The sequence below is a fragment of the Actinomycetospora rhizophila genome (assembly GCF_042657905.1).
In the GTDB taxonomy this organism is placed as follows: domain Bacteria; phylum Actinomycetota; class Actinomycetes; order Mycobacteriales; family Pseudonocardiaceae; genus Actinomycetospora; species Actinomycetospora rhizophila.
In genome coordinates, this window is sequence record NZ_JBHSKG010000002.1 from 299,537 (window position 1) to 316,646 (window position 17,110).

15 protein-coding genes are annotated in these 17,110 nt (G+C 76.2%); 8 read left to right on the forward strand and 7 right to left on the reverse strand.

From position 1 onward, the window contains the following. Window positions 1–3 precede the first annotated feature (3 nt). Genes ACFPK1_RS05275 through ACFPK1_RS05290 form a run of 4 tightly spaced genes read left to right on the forward strand, consistent with a single transcriptional unit; the run spans window position 4 to window position 5,148 of the window. A complete protein-coding gene (locus tag ACFPK1_RS05275; RefSeq protein WP_378019853.1) occupies window positions 4–1,341 on the forward strand; it encodes a hypothetical protein in 1,338 nt (445 codons plus the stop codon). Further along, window positions 1,338–2,621 carry a glycosyltransferase family 4 protein gene (locus ACFPK1_RS05280; protein ID WP_378019854.1) on the forward strand — a complete coding sequence of 428 codons (1,284 nt, stop codon included), beginning with the start codon at window positions 1,338–1,340 and terminating at the stop codon, window positions 2,619–2,621. The genes ACFPK1_RS05275 and ACFPK1_RS05280 overlap by 4 nt, the downstream gene beginning before the upstream one ends. Beyond that, on the forward strand, window positions 2,621–4,081 hold the full coding sequence (locus ACFPK1_RS05285; protein WP_378019855.1) for an oligosaccharide flippase family protein: 1,461 nt from the start codon (window positions 2,621–2,623) through the stop codon (window positions 4,079–4,081). Before ACFPK1_RS05280 ends, ACFPK1_RS05285 begins: the two co-directional genes overlap by 1 nt. Beyond that, the gene (locus tag ACFPK1_RS05290) at window positions 4,078–5,148 is read left to right on the forward strand and encodes a GNAT family N-acetyltransferase (protein ID WP_378019856.1); all 1,071 of its coding nucleotides are present in this window, start codon (window positions 4,078–4,080) and stop codon (window positions 5,146–5,148) included. Before ACFPK1_RS05285 ends, ACFPK1_RS05290 begins: the two co-directional genes overlap by 4 nt. Here ACFPK1_RS05290 and ACFPK1_RS05295 read toward each other — a convergent pair. Both ACFPK1_RS05295 and ACFPK1_RS05300 read right to left on the reverse strand, forming a co-directional pair. After that, the gene (locus ACFPK1_RS05295) at window positions 5,136–6,170 is read right to left on the reverse strand and encodes a helix-turn-helix transcriptional regulator (RefSeq protein WP_378019857.1); all 1,035 of its coding nucleotides are present in this window, start codon (window positions 6,168–6,170) and stop codon (window positions 5,136–5,138) included. The genes ACFPK1_RS05290 and ACFPK1_RS05295 overlap by 13 nt on opposite strands. 33 nt (window positions 6,171–6,203) lie before the next feature. Then, a complete protein-coding gene (locus ACFPK1_RS05300) occupies window positions 6,204–7,253 on the reverse strand; it encodes a YihY/virulence factor BrkB family protein (protein WP_378019858.1) in 1,050 nt (349 codons plus the stop codon). A 62-nt stretch (window positions 7,254–7,315) separates the two neighbouring features. Here ACFPK1_RS05300 and ACFPK1_RS05305 point away from each other — a divergent pair, with 62 nt between their 5' ends. Further along, window positions 7,316–8,458 (forward strand): DNA glycosylase AlkZ-like family protein, encoded by a 1,143-nt coding sequence (locus tag ACFPK1_RS05305; RefSeq protein WP_378019859.1) that lies wholly within the window; start codon window positions 7,316–7,318, stop codon window positions 8,456–8,458. 52 nt (window positions 8,459–8,510) lie between these two features. Here the strand turns inward: ACFPK1_RS05305 and ACFPK1_RS05310 are convergent, their stop codons facing one another. The 3 genes from ACFPK1_RS05310 to ACFPK1_RS05320 form a co-directional block, all read right to left on the reverse strand. Next, window positions 8,511–9,260 carry an SIR2 family NAD-dependent protein deacylase gene (locus tag ACFPK1_RS05310; protein WP_378019860.1) on the reverse strand — a complete coding sequence of 250 codons (750 nt, stop codon included), beginning with the start codon at window positions 9,258–9,260 and terminating at the stop codon, window positions 8,511–8,513. Window positions 9,261–9,343: 83 nt separating this feature from the next. Further along, a complete protein-coding gene (locus ACFPK1_RS05315) occupies window positions 9,344–9,658 on the reverse strand; it encodes an antibiotic biosynthesis monooxygenase family protein (protein WP_378019861.1) in 315 nt (104 codons plus the stop codon). A gap of 4 nt (window positions 9,659–9,662) precedes the next feature. Further along, entirely contained in the window at window positions 9,663–10,601 is a 939-nt protein-coding gene (locus ACFPK1_RS05320; protein WP_378019862.1) for an HhH-GPD family protein, read from the reverse strand. Window positions 10,602–10,712: 111 nt separating this feature from the next. On the opposite strand from ACFPK1_RS05320, the gene ACFPK1_RS05325 reads away from it, so the two are divergent. Then, window positions 10,713–11,606 carry a DUF4232 domain-containing protein gene (locus ACFPK1_RS05325; protein ID WP_378019863.1) on the forward strand — a complete coding sequence of 298 codons (894 nt, stop codon included), beginning with the start codon at window positions 10,713–10,715 and terminating at the stop codon, window positions 11,604–11,606. On the opposite strand, the gene radA is transcribed toward ACFPK1_RS05325, so the two are convergent. After that, window positions 11,590–13,005 carry a DNA repair protein RadA gene (gene radA / locus ACFPK1_RS05330; RefSeq protein ID WP_378019864.1) on the reverse strand — a complete coding sequence of 472 codons (1,416 nt, stop codon included), beginning with the start codon at window positions 13,003–13,005 and terminating at the stop codon, window positions 11,590–11,592. The genes ACFPK1_RS05325 and radA overlap by 17 nt on opposite strands. Window positions 13,006–13,503: 498 nt before the next feature. Here radA and ACFPK1_RS05335 point away from each other — a divergent pair, with 498 nt between their 5' ends. Next, entirely contained in the window at window positions 13,504–15,834 is a 2,331-nt protein-coding gene (locus tag ACFPK1_RS05335; RefSeq protein WP_378019865.1) for a TIR domain-containing protein, read from the forward strand. Between the two features lie 11 nt (window positions 15,835–15,845). Here the strand turns inward: ACFPK1_RS05335 and ACFPK1_RS05340 are convergent, their stop codons facing one another. Then, window positions 15,846–16,388, reverse strand: coding sequence for a copper chaperone PCu(A)C (locus tag ACFPK1_RS05340; RefSeq protein WP_378019866.1), 543 nt, complete (start codon window positions 16,386–16,388; stop codon window positions 15,846–15,848). A gap of 216 nt (window positions 16,389–16,604) precedes the next feature. Between ACFPK1_RS05340 and ACFPK1_RS05345 the strand changes: the two genes are divergently transcribed. After that, window positions 16,605–17,087, forward strand: a complete 483-nt coding sequence (locus ACFPK1_RS05345) for a CarD family transcriptional regulator (RefSeq protein ID WP_116707106.1) — start codon at window positions 16,605–16,607, stop codon at window positions 17,085–17,087. The last annotated feature ends 23 nt before the right edge of the window (window positions 17,088–17,110 follow it).

Here is a 17,110-nt window from a genome sequence, read left to right on the forward strand (position 1 = left end):
CCGGTGTCCCGGAGCTGTGTCGTCACCCTGGTCGCGACGCTGACCTTCGTCCTCGCGGCCTGCGCCTCCGGCGAGCAGTCCGGGGCACGGGCGGCCGGCGGCGTCCCGGCGTTCGGCGTGCTCGGGTCGTCGTGCGACCCCGAGCGCGTCGCGGCCCTGCGCCGGGCGGGCGTCACCACCGTGATGACCGAGATGCAGTGGGCGGAGGCCCAGCCCGCCCGGGACGTCGTCGACCGTGACTACCTCGCCGGCGTCCGGCAGCGCATCGCGACCTGCACCGGCGCGGGGATGCGCGTGGTGCTCGGCGCCGGGGTGCACAACCCGCCGGCCTGGGTCCTGGACCTGCCCGGCGCCGGCTACGTCGACCAGTACGGGACGACGTCGTCGCAGGGCGAGGCGAACCTGGTGTTCGGTGCCGCCGCCCGGGACGCGGCCGCGGGCTACCTGCGCGAGATCGCCGAGGGCGTCGGCTTCGACGGGGTGGCCGCGGTCCGCCTGGTCGGGGAGCTGGGGTACCCGGCGCCCGCGAATCGCGCCGAGGGCCCCTCGTTCTGGGCGTTCGACGACGCGGCGCAGGGCGGCCCGGGGCTCGCCGAGGGCGTGTTCCCGACGCCGATGCCCGGCTGGCTGCCCGCGGTGCCGGTCTGGCAGGGCTCGCCGGTGAGCCCGGAGCAGGTCGCCGGCTGGTACGACTGGTACACCGCCGCCCTGGTCGGCAGCGTCGTCTGGCTCGCCGAGACGTGGCGCGCGGTCGGCTTCACCGGCGACCTCCAGGTGCCGCTGGCGGGGCGCGGGGTGCTCCCCGCCGACAGGGAGGACGCCATCGCCGGGCGTCTCGACGGGCGCGCCGACCCGGACGGCGCCCTGGGCCGGGGTCTCGACTACCCCCAGCAGTTCGGCGTCCTCGCCGACCTCGATGCCCGCTCGCGCGCGCTCACCCCGCCGGCGCGCGTCGTCGTCGACTACACCGGGCTCGACGACGACACCGCGACGCGCGCCCGCGCCGCCGACCCGCCGCAGGACACCTGCCGGCCCGGCGACACCCCCGAGAGCCTGACCGCGGCGGGGCTCGAGCGCGGCGCCGCGCAGCGCTGGACGATCGCGCTGGCCCGGTCGGCGGGGCTCGGGGTCGTCGCCGAGAACCCCGGCCCGCCCGGACCGACCACCGGCGGCTCGGCGTTCTCCGACAGCGAGGCCGACCAGATGGTCCAGGGCGCCCGCTACGCCCGCGAGTGCGGCCTCGAGGCGTTCTACCTGGCGTTCGAGGACGACCTGTTCACGCCCGGCTCGGGTGTCGACCCCGAGGCCTACGGGCGCGTGATCGCGGGGAGTGGCTCGTGAGGATCCTCCACCTCGGCTTCGAGCACCCCGGCATGCCCGGCGCGGGCGGCGGGTCGCGGCGCACCCACGAGATCGACCGCAGGCTCGCCGCGGCCGGCCACCGCGTCACGGTGCTCACCACCCGGTTCCCCGGCGCGACCGACGCCGTGGTCGACGGCGTGCGCTACGTCCCGGTCGGACCGTGGACGGGCAGCAACCGGCTGAGCCGCCTCGCCGGCTACGTGCTCGGGCTGCCGGGTGCCGTGCGCCGCCACCGGGCCGGTGCCGACGTCGTCGTCGAGGACTTCTTCGCGCCGTTCTCCACCATGGGCGCGCCGCGCTGGACCGGGCGCCCGACGGTCGGCGTCGTCCAGTGGCTGCACGCCCGCGACAAGGCGCGCCAGTACAGGCTGCCGCTCCACCTCGTGGAGCGCGCGGGGGTGCGCCGCCACCACCGGCTCGTCGCCGTCTCGGAGGGCACCGCCGAGAAGCTGCGCGGGCTCAACCCGGCCGCGCGGGTCGACGTCGTCGGCAACGGCGTCGACGCCGCCCTGCTCGAGGCCCCGACCACCGTGGGCCGCGACGTCGTGTTCCTCGGGCGGCTCGAGCTCGAGGGCAAGGGCCTCGACCTGCTGCTGCGGGCGTGGCAGCGGGTGGGCGACCGGGTCGGCGGGGAGCTGCTGATCGCCGGCGGCGGCCCCGAGGAGCCGCGGGTGCGGCGGTTCGCCGAGGAGCTCGGCGTGCGCGGGGTGCGCTTCCTCGGCTGGCGCGACGGCCCCGAGAAGGCCGCGCTGCTGGCCGGCGCCCGGCTCGTCGTCGTCCCGTCGCGGCACGAGACGTTCGGGATGGTGGCCGTCGAGGCGCTCGCGACCGGCACCCCGGTCGTGGCGTTCGACATCCCGTGCCTGCGCGAGGTCGTGCCGCCCGAGGTCGGGTGGACGGTGCCCCCGTTCGACGTCGACGCCCTCGCCGCGTGCCTGGTCGACGCCGCGGGCGACACGGAGCGCCTGGCCGCGATGGGCGCCCGCGGACGCGCGTTCGCCCGCGGCTACGACTGGGACCGGCTCGCCGAGGCGCAGCTCGCGGTGTTCCGCGAGGTCGCCAGCGGGCTGCCCGACGTCACCGACCGGATCCCCGAACCCCGTGCAGGAGTAGGGACAGCCCCCGCCGCCCGGGGGTCGGCTCCCTCCTCGCCCGACGCCCCGGGAACGACGCTGGTACCACCAGCGAACGGGGAGGGCGAACCAGGATGCGATCGCTTCGGGGACACCAGTCCGCCGCCACCGGGACCGCCGTCCTGATGATCGGCATCGTGCTCACGGCCCCGCTCAACTACGGGTTCGGGCTCGCCCTGGCGTGGCTGCTCCCCACCGCCGAGTTCGGCGTGGTGAGCGTGCTGCTGACCGTGCTGCTCCTCGCGACCTCGGTGCTCGCCGCCGGCTTCCCGTGGGCACTGGCGCGCACCGTCGCGCAGGCCCGTGAGACGGACACGGAGACCGATGCGGGGACCGACACCGCCTTCCGCGGCGCGCTCGTCGGCAACGTCGGCCTCGGGCTCGCCCTCGCCGGCGGGTTCGCCGCCGTCCAGCTGACGACCGGGGCGATCCTGCCCGGCGTCGGCGCCGGCCTGACGCTGCTCGTCGCGGGCACGATCGTGCTGCTCGCGCTCGGCCAGGTGCTCGTCGGCGGGCTGCAGGGCGCCCAGCGGTTCACCGCCGTGGGCACCGCCCGCATCGTCGAGGTGGTCCTCAAGGTCGTGCTCGGCGTCGGGATCGTCGCGCTGCTCGGCTCCGGCGCGCTGGGCGTCGGCTGGGCGCTGCTGCTCGGCGCGGCGGGGGCCGCGGGCTGGGCGTGGTGGACGTTGCGCGACCGGCTGCCGAGCCTGCGCGGGGCGGTCGCCGGGTGGCGCTCGTTCGCGGCCGCCGCCCCGATGGCCGCCGGCACCACCGGCTTCGGCCTCATCGGCACCCTCGACGTGCTGCTGCTGGGGGCGCTCGGCCACGGCCACGGGGTCACCTTCACCGCGGTCGGCATCTATCAGGTGGCCGCGATCCTGGCCAAGGCGCCGTTCCTGGCCGGCAGCGCGCTGTCCGAGGCCGTGTTCCCGTTCATCGCCCGCTCCCGCGGTGCCGCCGAGGCGCACGGGTGGTTCGTCACCGCGTTCCGCTGGGTCCCGCTGGCCCTGACGCCCGTCGTGCTCGTGCTCGTCGTGACCCCGGAGACCCTGGTCGGGCGGCTGTTCCCCGCCGAGTACGCGGCCGCCGTCGGCCCGACGCGCGTCGTCGCGATCGGCGCGCTGGGCCTGATCGTCGGCGACATGCTGCTCAAGGCCCTGTTCGCCCGCGGGTTCGCCGGGTCCGCCGCGGCGCGCATCCCGCTCGCCGCCGTCGCCGAGGTCGCGACGATGATCGTCCTGGTCCCGGGGCACGGCGCGATGGGCGCCGCCGCCGGGTTCGCCGTCGGCGCGTGGGTCGGCGTCCTCGCCCTCGCCTCGGTGTACCTGCGCCACCACCGCCCCGGCCGTGTCCGCGCCGGCGTCGTCGTCCGCTGGAGCGCCGCGGTCGCCGTCCTCGCCGGCCTGCTCGCCGCCGCGGCCGTGGCCGGTGCCGGGCTGGACCTGCCGCTGATCGCCCTGGGGCTGGTCGGCTACGCGGTGCTCGCCGTGCGGTGGGGCGTCGTGCCCGCCCAGGACGTCGCCCGCGCCCGCGACCTGCTCGCCCGCCTGACCCGCCGTGCGCCCGCCGAGGAGGTCGCCGCGTGAACGTCCCCCACACCGAGTGGCACCGGGTCCTGGAGGCCGACCCGCTGGCGGTCGCCACCCAGACCCCCGCGTGGCTCGACTGCCTGTGCGCCCGGACCGGACGGACCGACGCGAGCCGGCTCTACGACCTGCCGGGCGGGCGCCGGGGCGTGCTGCCGCTGGTCGCGCGGACCGTGGCCGGGGTCCGGGTGGCCGAGGAGTCGTTCCCGTACGGCTGGGGCTACGGCGGCCTGGTCGCCGAGGGCGGGGTCACCGCCGACGACTGCCGCGTCGTGCTCGCCGACCTCGCCCGCCGCCCGGTGGTGCGCACCGGCGTCGTCCCGACCTCGCTCGCCGGCGACGCCTGGGCCGCGGCGGCACCGGCGGGCGCGATCCGCGTGCCCTACACCGCCCAGGTCGTCGACCTGTCCCCGGGCTACGACCACCTCTGGGAGAAGGTGTTCAAGCGCCAGGTCCGCAACTCCGTCCGCAAGGCCGAGCGCTTCGCCCTCGACGTCCGTCGCGAGCGCGGCGACGACCCCGACGGCGTCGGCGTCCGGGCGTTCGCCGAGCTCTACGGCCAGCAGGTGGACCGCTGGGCCGCCCAGCGCGGGCAGCCGCTGTGGCTCGCGCACCGCGTGGCCGCGGCGCAGGACCGCCCGGGCCAGGTCGCCGCGGTGGCGGCCGCGCTGGGGGAGCGGTGCATCGTGTGGTCGGCGTTCCACGAGGGCCGGCCGGTCGCGGTCAACGTCGTCCTCCAGCACGGGCAGCACGCGCTGGGCTGGCTGTCCGCGATGGACGACGCGCTGGCCCGCGAGACGCTCGCGACCTACGTCCTGCACACCCGCTCGTTCGCCGACGCCGCGTCCGAGGGCGTGCACTGGTTCCACATGGGCGAGTCCGACCCCGGCTCGGCCCCGGAGCGCTTCAAGGCCTACTTCGGGGCGGCGTCCCGCCCGTACGAGGCGCTGCGCTTCGAGCGGCTCCCGCTCACCCGCGCCGACCGGGGCCTGCGGCACGTCGTCGCGGAGGCGTCGGCGTGGCGGGCGCGGCGTCGTGAGGGCCAGGAGGAGCGTCAGACCGGGTAGAGCGACGCCAGCGTGCGGGCGGTCTCGGCCATCTGCTCGCGCAGCGCGGGCGGGCCGAGCACCTCGACCTCGGCGCCGAGCGCGAGCAGCTCGGAGCGGGCGTGCGCGATCGACTCGATCGGGATCACGGCGCGGACCCAGCCGTCGTCCTCGGTCGGCCAGGTGCCCTCGGCGAGCGCGCGGGCGGTGTGCGGGCGCAGGATCACCGGGGCGAGCTCGAGCGCGCGCGGGGAGAACCGCACGGTGGCCTCGGCCTGGTAGAGCGCCTCGGTGAGCTCCTGGGTGCGCTGGTGCCAGTACTTCCAGAGGTCGAAGCCCTCGGGGCGGTCGAAGCGCACGTCGAGGGTCTCGAGCTCGAGGATGCGCGCGACGCGGTAGGTGCGCGGCTGTGTCAATGGTCCAGCTCCCGCTCCGCTTCGTGTCCCCGCCGCGCCGGACTCGCCGCTCGGCACGGCGACCAGGTACCAGGTGCCGGCCTTCAGCACGAGACCGAGCGGGGCGAGCTCGCGCTCCACCTCCGGCTCGCGCCCGCCCGTGGCCCAGCGGCGGTAGCGCACGCGCAGCAGCCGCTGGTTCCACACGGCGTCGGCGACGCCGGTGAGGGTGGGGACGTGGTCGGCCTCGCGGAACCAGCCGGGCGCGTCGAGGTGGAAGCGCTCGGCGATCCGCCCGGCGCGGTCGGAGAGCTCGCCGGGCAGGGCCGCCTGGACCTTGAGCTGGGCGGCCGCCAGCACCCGGCCGAGACCGAGCTCGGCGGCGGCCTCGGGCATCCCGGACAGCGCCAGCGCGTCGGCCTCGTCGGCGGTCATGCCCGTGAGGTGGGTGCGGTAGCCCTCCAGCAGCGAGTAGCCGCCGTCGGGGCCGCGGTCGGCGTAGACGGGCACCCCGGACGCGGAGAGCGCGTCCATGTCGCGGTAGATCGTGCGGATCGAGACCTCGAGCTCGTCGGCCAGCTCGCGCGCGGTCAGGCGCCCGCGGCTCTGCAGCAGCAGGAGGACGGAGAGCAGGCGGCTGGCGCGCACAGGTCAGATGTACCCCATGGCTGACAGACCCTGTCAGGCACGTCCCCCGTCCGGCCCGACGGGTTCAGCCGGTTGCAGTTCGTCCGGGATGCCGTCGGCGTCCTCGTCGCGCAGCAGCGGGTCGCCCATCCCGGCCCGTGCCGCCTCGAGCTGGGCGGCGACCGCGACGCCGAGCAGCAGCGCCACGCCGGTGACGGTGGCCCAGAGCAGCAGCGCCATGATCCCGGCGAGCGGGCCGTAGGTGTCGCTGAAGTCGCCGGAGACCGCGACGTAGAGGGCCACGGCGCCTGACGCGGTGAGCCAGAGCAGCACGGTCAGCCCGGCGCCGAGCGCGAGCCACGACAGGCCCGGCTGGTGGCGCCGCGGGGAGTGCCGGAAGAGCACGGTCACCGCGACCACCAGCGCGCCGAGCCCCACGGGCCAGCGCAGGACGTCGAAGACCGTCTCGGCGACGTCGCCCCACCGGTAGACGTCCTCGACGGCGTCCCCGAGCGGACCGCCCGCGATGATCAGCACGAGGCCGACGCCGAGCGCCGTGCCCGCGGTCAGCGTCAGCAGCGCGGCGCGCGTGTACTTGCGGAGGAACGGGCGGTCGCGCTCGGTGCCGTAGATGCGGTTGGTGCCGCGCTCGAGCTGGGCGATGGCGCTCGTCATGGCGAGGAACGCCGTCGTGAGACCCAGCGCCACCGCGAGCTCACCGACGTTCTCGCTGCGCGAGTCCTCCGGCTCGCCGTCCTCCTCGGGCAGCTCCGCCGGGCCGCGGGCGACGACGTCGGCGAGCAGCTGGTCGCCCGCCCCCGGCGACACCGCCACCACCGTCCGCGCGACGACCTGCGAGACCGACTCCGCGCCGATGGCCGTCGCGAGCCCGCTGCCCGCGATGACGAGCGGGACGATCGCCAGCGCCAGCTGGAGCGCGAAGCCCCGGGCGTGGCTGAAGCCGTCGCCGTAGCGGAAGCGCAGGAGGGCGTCGCGCAGCAGGGTCACCAGCCCGACGCGGCGCGCGGTGTGCCAGGCGTCGTCGGCCGACAGCTCCTCGCCGTCCATGTCCGTGGTGACGGGCACCGCGCGCACCGAGCTCACGACGCCATTCTTCCCCGGAACCTGACCGTGGGTGTCAGTCACGGTGCGGGAAGCTGGCGCGCATGGTCGAGACGCTGACCCGCGAGCAGGTCATGGCCCACCGGATCGCCGCGCAGGGCCTGCACCGCGACCGGGCCCTGGACCCGCTGTTCTCGCTCGGCCTCCAGGACTCCGGGCCGACGGCGCGGCTCGCGCTCGCCGCGCGCACCGACGGCGACACCGACCCGCTCGCCCTCGGCCTCGTCGACGGCTGGACCCACCGCGGCGCGCCGCACCACCACCCGCCCGCCGAGCGGAACGCGATCGCCGCCGCCGCGCACCCCTTCGGCGACGCCGACGCGGCCGCGCGCCTGAACTGGAGCGGCCCCGAGCAGCGGCGCGTCGGCATCCCGGCGCGCGAGGCCGTCGACCGGGCGGCGGACGCGCTGGTCGAGGTCGTCACCGAGCCGATGACCAAGGGCGCGGCGAGCACCGGGGTCACGAAGCTGCTGCCCGACGCCCTGCTCCGCGACTGCCGCGGCTGCGGGACGGTCCACGTCAACGAGCAGCTCTTCCGGCTCTCGGCGTTCCCGGTCGGCGTGGGCCTCGACCCGACGGGGCGCACGCTGCTGCTCACGCCCCCGCCGGCCGGGTGGGAGCGGCCGGTCGAGGGCGACCCGGCGCGCGCGGCCCGGCTGGTCCTCGACTACCTGCGCGTCCTCGGACCGGCCGGGCCGCGCGAGGTCGCCGACTTCGTCGGGACGTCCACGACGGCGTTCGCCCCGGCGTGGGAGGCGGCGCTGCCCGGCCTGGTCGAGGTGGCGGTCGAGGCGGGAGACGGAGCGCAGCGGAGCTCGACCCGGGATGTCCGCCCGGCGTGGCTGCCCGCCGACGACCTCGACGCCGCGCTGCGCGCGCCCGACCCCGACGTCGTGCGCCTCCTGCCGCCGTTGGACCCGATGCTCCAGGCCCGCGACCGCCCGCTCCTCGCGCCCGACGAGGCGCTCCGCAAGGACCTGTACAAGATCATCGGGAACCCGGGGGCGCTGCTGGCGGACGGCGAGATCGTCGGCACCTGGCGGCCGAAGGCGTCGGGGAAGAAGCTGACGGTGGACGTCGCGCCCGTCGTGCCGCTGGCCCCCGACGTCCGGGCGCGCCTCGACGACGAGGCCGAACGCGTCGCCGCCGCCCGGGGCCTGCGCCTGGCGGGGCTCACCGGCGTCTAGGTCGCAGCGAACGTGGCGTTCGCTGCTTCTACGCGCGCGAAGTCCCCGTCGATCACCCAGCGAGGGCCGCGTCGATCGCCTCGAGCGTCGCGCGGGCGCCCGAGGCGAGCGCGATCCCGCGGCCGTGCCGGATCCCGGGCTCGCGGACGTTGATCCGGACCAGCGCGCCCGACGCCGCCGCGGCGAGCTCGGCGTGGCGGCGCACGGTCGGCACCGCGGTGCCCGCACCGAGCTCGACGACGACCAGCCGGCGCGCGTCGAGGCCGCGCAGCCAGGTCCGGTGGGCGGTCTCCTTGGCCTCGTGGTGCCCGGGCACCCAGGCGCCGTCGCCGAACATGAGGATGTTCGGGCGCGCGACCCGTCCGCACCGCGGGCACGACGGCAGCGGCGGGCGGGCGCGCATCGTGTCCTCGTCGACCGCGACGTCGACGCCGTCGGCCGACCAGGTGCCCTCGTGGCAGGGCGCCGTGCACTGCAGCGTGCCGATGGCGCCGTGGCACTCGGTGACGGTCTCGTCGGCGAAGCCCGCGCGCTGGAACGCCCCGTCGACGTTGGAGGTGAAGACGCGCGCCGGCCACCGGTCGGCCCACCGCCGCAGCACCGTGTGCCCCGCGTGCGGGTCGGTGCGGCGGTAGAGCGCCAGCCGGTGGCCGTAGAAGCCCCACGCGAGCTCGGGGTCGTCGTCGAAGTGCTCGGGGTCGGCGATCTCCTCGAAGCGCAGCCCGAGCCGGCGGTAGGGCGGGTAGGCGCGCCAGAAGCCCTCCGGCCCGCGGAAGTCGGGAAGGCCCGAGTCGACGCCCATCCCCGCGCCCGCGCAGATCAGGAGCGCCGACGCGTCGCCGAGGAGCTGGGCCGCCCCGGCGACGCGGTCGGTCTCGGGTGCGGTCAGGAGTCCGCGCCGTCGACGCGCAGGACCACCTCGAACTCCAGCAGGTCGGCCCCCGACGACACGGGCTGCTTGCGCTCGCCGGCGTGGGCGGCGGCCGCGGCACCCCCGTCGCGCCAGGCGGCGAAGGCCTCTTCCGACTCCCACTTCGTGTAGACGAAGTAGCGGGTGTCGCCGGCGGTGGGGCGCAGCAGCTCGTAGCCGAGGAAGCCGGGCGTGTCCTTGATCGACTCGCCCCGCGCGGCGAAGCGCTTCTCGAGCTCGGGGCCGCTGCCCTCGGGGATGTGGATGGCGTTGATCTTCACGACGGCCATGCCGTCAGCCTACGTCGCCCGCCTCGCCGGGCAGCGCGAAACGGCCGTCCGCGAGCTGCTCGACGAGGCCGTCGACGAGCAGCGAGTCCAGGCAGCGGGCGCGCTGGCCGGGGTCGGTCCGCCAGGCCGCCTCGAGGGCCTCGGCGACGACCGGGCCCGGCGCCCCGCGCAGCACGTCGAGCAGGCGCCCGCGCACCTGGCGGTCGGTCCCCGCCCACGTCTGCGCCTTGCGCACCGGTCCGTCCCAGGCGGGGCGCCCGCGGCGCTGCCACGCGCAGCGGTCGAGGACCGGGCAGTCGGCGCAGCGCGGTCCGCGGGCGACGCACACGGTGGCGCCGAGCTCCATCAGCGCCGCCGACATCGTCGCCGCGTCGGCCTCGTCCTCGGGCAGCAGCACCTCGACGTCGGCGAGATCCCGCGCGGCCGCGGCGCCCGATTCGGCGGCCCCGTGCACCGCCCGGGCGACGACGCGCCGCACGTTGGTGTCGACCACCGGCACGCGCTGCCCGTGGGCGAACGCCGCCACCGCGCGGGCGGTGTAGGTCCCGATCCCCGGCAGCGACTCGAGGGTCTCGACGTCGGCGGGCACGACGTCGCCGTGGTCGGTGGCGATCGCCTGGGCGGCCGCGTGCAGGCGCAGCGCGCGGCGCGGGTAGCCGAGCTTCCCCCACGCGCGCAGCACGTCCGACGCGGGCGCGGCGGCCATCGCCGAGGGGCGCGGCCAGCGCTCGAGCCACGCCCGCCACGGCTCCTCCACCCGCGCCACCGGGGTCTGCTGCAACATGATCTCGGAGACGAGCACGCCCCACGGCGTCGTCCCCGGGCGTCGCCACGGCAGGTCGCGGGCGTGCGCGCGGAACCAGGGGACGAGGACGTCGGCGAGCGCGGTCCCGCCTGCGGTGGGTGCGGCGGCGTGGGACGCGGCGGACGTGGTGGTGCCCATCGACCGCCGATCCTGCCCCGGGCCCCCGCCGTCGCCACCGTCGGGTGAAACGGACGGGTCACCGCGTGCCGAACGGTCGCGCTGCGCGAGGTCGACCCTACTTTCCGTGACGTGTGGGAGCCGGTCGGACCGCTCGCGCCGTCGGTCTACTGGCGGCGTCGCTCCGTCGCGCTCGCGGTCGCCGTCCTGGTGCTCGGCAGCTTCGTCTGGGGACTGGCCGGCCTGTCGGGCGGTGAGCCCGACCCGGCGACGGTGGAGGCGCGCGCCCGCGCGGCGGCGATGCAGAGCAGCGAGACCACCGAGACCACCGACACCGACGTCCCGCCCGACGTGGCACCGGAGGGCACCCCCGACGCCGCCCCGGGACCCATCGCCGCCGCCCTGCCCTCGGTGCTCCCGCCCGGGGACGCGCCCGGGCTCGTGGGCACCCCGGCGCCCGGCGACGCGCTGCTCGTCCCGCCGGGCGGCGGGAACTTCCGCGGCTTCCTCCCGCCCGGTGTGCCGACGGGCTCGTCCGGCCCCCTGCTGGAGACGCCCACGACGACGCCCGCGCCGAGCACGCCGGCGACCACCGAGGCGCCGCCGCCGGAGCGGGCCGCCGAACCGGCGCCGGGTCCCTGCGCCGACGGCGACATCCGTGTCACCGCGCGCACCGACGCCCCGAGCTACGCGCCCGGCCGCAAGCCGGTGCTGAGCCTCGTGGTGACGAACACCGGCGACGCCCCGTGCGTGCGCGACCTCGACGCCGCCAAGCAGGCCGTCGCCGTCGTGCGCAAGGTCGGCGACGGGCTCTGGGGCAGCAACGACTGCTCGCCCGGCGACACCACCGACGTCCGGACCCTCGCCCCGGGCGAGGAGGCGGTGTTCTCGGTGACCTGGTCGGGGCGCACGTCGCAGCCGGGCTGCGTCGGCGAGCGCACGACCGTGCCGCCGGGCTCCTACCAGCTGCTCGCCCGCCTCGACGGGATCATCAGCGACCCGGCGCCGTTCACCCTCGAGGGCTGAAGTCCTCGTTCACGCCGCCCAGGCTGGTGCGCATCAGCGCACCACGCAGGTCGTCCACCGGGGCCGCGGTGAGCCCCTTCGGTGTGCGGACCTCGCCGGGCGGCACGATCGCGCGGCTGATGCCGAGCCGCGCGGCCTCGGCGAGGCGGCGCTCGAGGGCGACCACCCGGCGGATCTCGCCGCCCAGGCCCACCTCGCCGATCGCGACGAGCCCGGAGCGCACCGCCTCGCCGTGGAAGGCCGAGGCGACGGCGACGGCCACGGCGAGGTCCGCGGACGGCTCGCGCAGCTTCATCCCCCCGACGGTCGCCACGAAGACGTCCTTGTCGTGCAGGGGCAGCCGGCACCGTTCCTGCAGGACGGCGAGGATCTTGGCCACCCGGCCGCTGTCCAGGTCGGACACGACGCGGCGCGGCGGGGTGTCGCTCACGCGCCGGGCCACGAGCGCCTGGACCTCGGCCATCATCGGCCGCTTGCCCTCCATCGCCACGGTGACCGCCTGGCCCGCGACCGTGCGCTCGAGGCCGGCGGTGAACAGCCCCGACGGGTCGGTGACCTCGGCGATGCCCGAGTCGTTCATCTCGAAGCAGCCGACCTCGTCGGTGGCGCCGAAGCGGTTCTTCAGCCCGCGCACCAGGCGCAGCGGGGAGTGGCGCTCGCCCTCGAAGGACAGCACCACGTCGACGAGGTGCTCGAGCGTGCGCGGGCCGGCGACCGCCCCGTCCTTGGTGACGTGGCCGATGAGCACCACGGGCAGGTCGCGCTGCTTGGCCAGGGCGACCAGCGCCGTCGTGACCGTGCGCACCTGCGACACCCCGCCCGGCGTCCCGTCGACGGTCGCGGTGCCGACGGTCTGCACGGAGTCGACGACGAGCAGCTCGGGGTCGACGGCCTCGACGTGCGCGGCGACCTCCTCGAGGTCGCCGGTGGCGGACAGGAACAGGTGGGGCGCGATGCCCCCGGTGCGCTCGGCGCGCAGCCGGACCTGGCCCGCCGACTCCTCGCCCGTGACGTACAGCACGGTGGCGCCGTCGCGAGCCCGCCGGGCCGCGACCTCGAGCAGCAGTGTGGACTTGCCCACCCCGGGCTCGCCCGCGAGCAGGACGACCACGCCGGGGACGAGCCCGCCGCCGAGCACCCGGTCGAGCTCGGAGACGCCCGTCGGCCGCGCCGTGGCCGTCTCGAGGCCGACCTCGCCGATCTGGCGCACGGGACTGCTCGGGCGGACCGCCGGGGCCGGCGACAGGCCGGGCCGCCCGGCGGACCCCGCGGCGGGCAGCGGCGGGGCCTCCTCGACGGTGCCCCAGCCCCCGCAGTCGGGGCAGCGGCCGACCCACTTGGCGGCGAGGTGGCCGCAGGCGGTGCATTCGAAGCGGCTGGCGCGGGCGCGTGACGGCACGAGCGCACCGTAGGACGGACCCCCGACAACGGTGGCGGTGCGGCGACATCCGGCGAACGGTCACGCCGTGCCGTCAACTGGCCGAATATTGCGCACGCTGGGTAGCACGCGTGGCGGTACCACAGGGAAGTTCGGCGGGCGCATCGTTACTGTACGTGCATCACGGGGGGAAGCTCCTTGTCCGGCGATGAGGTCCGAGCTGGCTCGCGGTCGCCCGGCGTACCGAATCGTCGGGCGGCGAGTTCGGGGTGCCCTGGCGAGGGGGCGCGGACCACGGCCGGGCCGGGGTCCTACACCCTGGCGATCGACATCGGCGTCGCGACGGTCACGGCCGCCGTCGAACGTGGGGGTGTCGTCACCGTCGTGCCGCTCGGCGGCGACCGCCTGCCGATGTCGACGCACGCGCCCGCCCGCGCTCCCTCGCCTCTCCACCTGGCCGATCTCGACCGGCCGACGAGCTCCGAGGGGGACGGCGGCGGGCCCACGACGGCCGAGCGCGTGCGTGCTCTGCTCGACGAGGTCCTGGCCTCGGTCGTCGAACGCGAGGGCGAGCCTCCCGACGAGCTGGTGCTCGCGCATCCCGCCGCCTGCCCCTCCTCCGCGCTGGCGCACCTGGGCTCGATCGCCCGCGACGCCGGCGTGACGTCGGTGCGGCTCGTCCCGGCCCCGGTCGCAGCTCTGCGGGGCCGTGACCCGCTCCCCGTCGGCGTGTACGTCCTCGTGGTCCTTCTCGACGAGCAGGGCGTCGAGGCCTCCGTGCTCCGGACCGAACGGGCCGGACCCGAGCTCGCGGGACCTCCGAGCACCTTCTCGCCGCACCGGCACCGGCGCGTGACGGCCGCGGCTGCCTCGTCGACCGAGGCCGTGCACCAGGCGCTGCGCGACGCGGGGACGGAGCTCCGGGCGGTCGCCGAGGTGCTCCTGGTCGGGAGGTGGAGTCGGGAACCGGGCTCGGCGTCGCTCTTCTCGGAGCTCATCGGTCGCCCTGTCTCCGTCGACCCCGACACCGAGATGACGGTCGTCCTCGGGGCGGCGGCCGCGGTGGGCGAGGTCGGGTCGGAGGTCGGGTCGGTAGAGGCAGGCTCTCCGTCCGTCCACGACGATGCCGCCGATCCGGCCCTGCCCTCGTCGCCGGTGCTCGACGACGACGTCCAGGTGACCGTCTACCGCCCGACACGCATCCGGCCGGAGCGGTGGTACACGCTGCTCGCCTTCGTCCACCGCTGCGAGCCGACGACCGAGACGGACACCGGGCGGCGGCTCGACCCGTTGGCGATGGTCCGGGAGCAGGCCGATCGTTTCCTGGCCGACGAGGAGGGCGTCTTCGGCCCCGTCGTCGCGGACACCGCTCTTCCGCTCGCCCGGGGCAGCACCCTGGTCGTCGAGCCGTGGCTGGAGGGCGGGGTGGTCAACCCGCCCCGCGCGTGGCTCGCGTGGGAGGAGCCCGTCCACCGGCTCCCCTTCCGGCTCCGCGTCCCGGGCGAGCGCGACGGGCGGAGGCTGTCGGGAGGCCTTCGGGTGTTCCTGGGCGTCGTGCTCGTGAGCGAGGTCACCTTCACGGTGTCGGTCTCGGGATCCGCCGCCCTCGCCGATTCCCCGGAGCCCGTCTCGGCGCGCTGGTACCGGGAGATCTTCGCCTCCTACTCACGACGGGACGTCGCGATCGTGCGGGCGGTCGCCAGCACCGTCGCGGTGACCGGGGATCGCTACGTGATCGACAGCCAGGCGCTGCGCAGCGGGGAACGTTGGGAGAGCCGGCTGGACGAGCTGATCGCGCGGGCGGACGTCTTCCAGCTCTTCTGGTCGCGGAACGCGATGCGGTCGCCGCAGGTCCGCCGCGAATGGGAGTTCGCCCTGCGCCTCGGTCGCGAGGGCTTCATCCGCCCCGTCTACTGGGAGGAGCCCCGCCCGGTCGACCCGGCACAGCGACTGCCGCCCCCCGAGATCGGGGCTCTGCACTGGGCGTGGCTCCCCCCGGCGCCCCCGCCCGGCGCCTCCGACCGCCCGGCCCTGATCCCCGTCGGCCGGGCCGGTGGCACACCGCCCCCGGCAACCGTCGCCACGTCGGCGCCTCGACCGCAGCCCCGCCGCCCGGAATCTCCGCCCGCCGTGCAGATTCCGCATCCGCGGCGGGGATCGCCGTCGACCCCGCTCGGTCGGTCGCCGCATCTCCGGTCGGGCGGCTCCCGGGCACCGTCGGCACCGCCGCCGCCCGCCGGACCTGCCCGCCGCCCGGGTCGCCGGACGCGGTGGACCCTCGTGGGTGGCGCCGCGACGACCGTGCTGGCGGTGATCGGCATCGCCATCGGGGTCAACAGCGCGAACGCCCCGCCGCCCGCATCGTCCGCGGCAGCGCCGCGGACGACGGCGGCGCCGCCGTTCGAGCAGGCGCCCGAGCCGCCGGGCGCGGAATCGGGCGTGGCGACTCTCGCCGTGGCCTTCCCGGAGATCCAGCGTCCGGACTCGGCCTGCCGGCCCGTCGCCGTCGCAGCCGGCCAGACCGCCTCGGCGGCCGTCGAGTGTCCCCACCCGGAGGTGGCCCCGGGCGCGAAGGTCGTCTACTTCCAGTGGGCCACCGTGGCCGACACGCAGCGGTGGCAGGCGAACCAGATCCAGAAGGGGAAGAGTCTGGACGGGATCGACCGCTGGGACGTCGACGGCGTGCCCCAGGGCACGCTCCATGCCCGCTCCACGGACCCCGGCGTCGCCACGTCCGCCGTCTACGGCCGCGTGCCCTACGGGTTCCTGATGACGACCCCGACCCTGGCCGACTCCGACGAGCTGTTGTCCCAGCTACCGTTGCTCCCGAGCAGTCAGATCCCCGCCTGACCGTCGTGGGTTCAGCCCGCGGGCGGGCCGAGGCCGGAGACGATGACCGGCACCGTCACCGTGCCGGCGCGCTCGAAGGTGAAGGTGACCGGGTAGGTCGGGCCCTGGCGCAGCTGCTGGGTGACACCGGTGAGCGTGAGCCGGGCGGTGGCGCCGAGGCCGAGCGCGGCGTCCGCGGGGCCGACGGGACCGGGCTCGTCGCCGACGAGCCGCACGGCGTTGTTGGCCGGGATCACCAGGGCGCCCTCGGGCCGGACGTTCTGCGCGTAGGGGGTCGACACGGCGACGAGGCGGTCGGTGGTCGGGCCGTCGTTGATGATCGAGCCGCGGATCGTGGCCTCGGCGCCCGGGGGCACGGCACCGGCGGGACCGGGCTCGATCGATACGTCCTCCATGGAGACCGGTCCGACCTGGCCCCGGGCGCCGTCGGCCTGGGAGACGATGGTGTCGGTCTGGGTGACGGCTCCGGCGCTGCAGCCCGCGAGGGCGAGAGCCGCGGTCAGCAGGGTCGCGGCGACGATCCCGGGGCGGGGCCCGCGCGGGCGGCGGCTCATGGTCCGAGCGTCCTCTCGGGTGGGGGTTGGTGCTCCAGCGGCAGCGACACCCTAGTACCGCGGCCGTCTCCCGGCCGTCCGGGCGCGCCCGTCACCGGGGCGAGCACGGCGCATGGCGAGTTGTCAAGTCCCTGACCTGCGAAGACGGCGCAATCCCCTGCGATGCCCGTGCGCCGGGCGTGTTAATCTGGGAGGAGCGAAAGGGGCTCGGGACACATGGTTTTCAAGGTCGGCGAGACCGTCGTCTACCCGCACCACGGTGCCGCACTCATCGAGGCCATCGAAACCCGGACGATCAAGGGCGAGGAGAAGAAGTACCTCGTCCTCAAGGTTGCCCAGGGCGACCTGACCGTCCGGGTCCCCGCGGACAACGCCGAGATCGTCGGCGTCCGCGACGTGGTGGGCCAGGAGGGGCTGGACCGGGTGTTCGAGGTGCTGCGTGCACCGCACACCGAAGAGCCGACCAACTGGTCGCGCCGGTACAAGGCGAACCTCGAGAAGCTCGCGTCGGGCGACGTGAACAAGGTGGCCGAGGTCGTCCGCGACCTCTGGCGCCGCGAGAAGGACCGCGGCCTGTCCGCGGGTGAGAAGCGGATGCTGGCGAAGGCGCGGCAGATACTGGTCAGTGAGCTGGCGCTCGCGGAGGGCACCGACGAGGTGGCCGCCGAGTCGTTGCTGGACCAGGTCCTCGCGTCCTGAACCGCGCACGATGACCGCGGTGA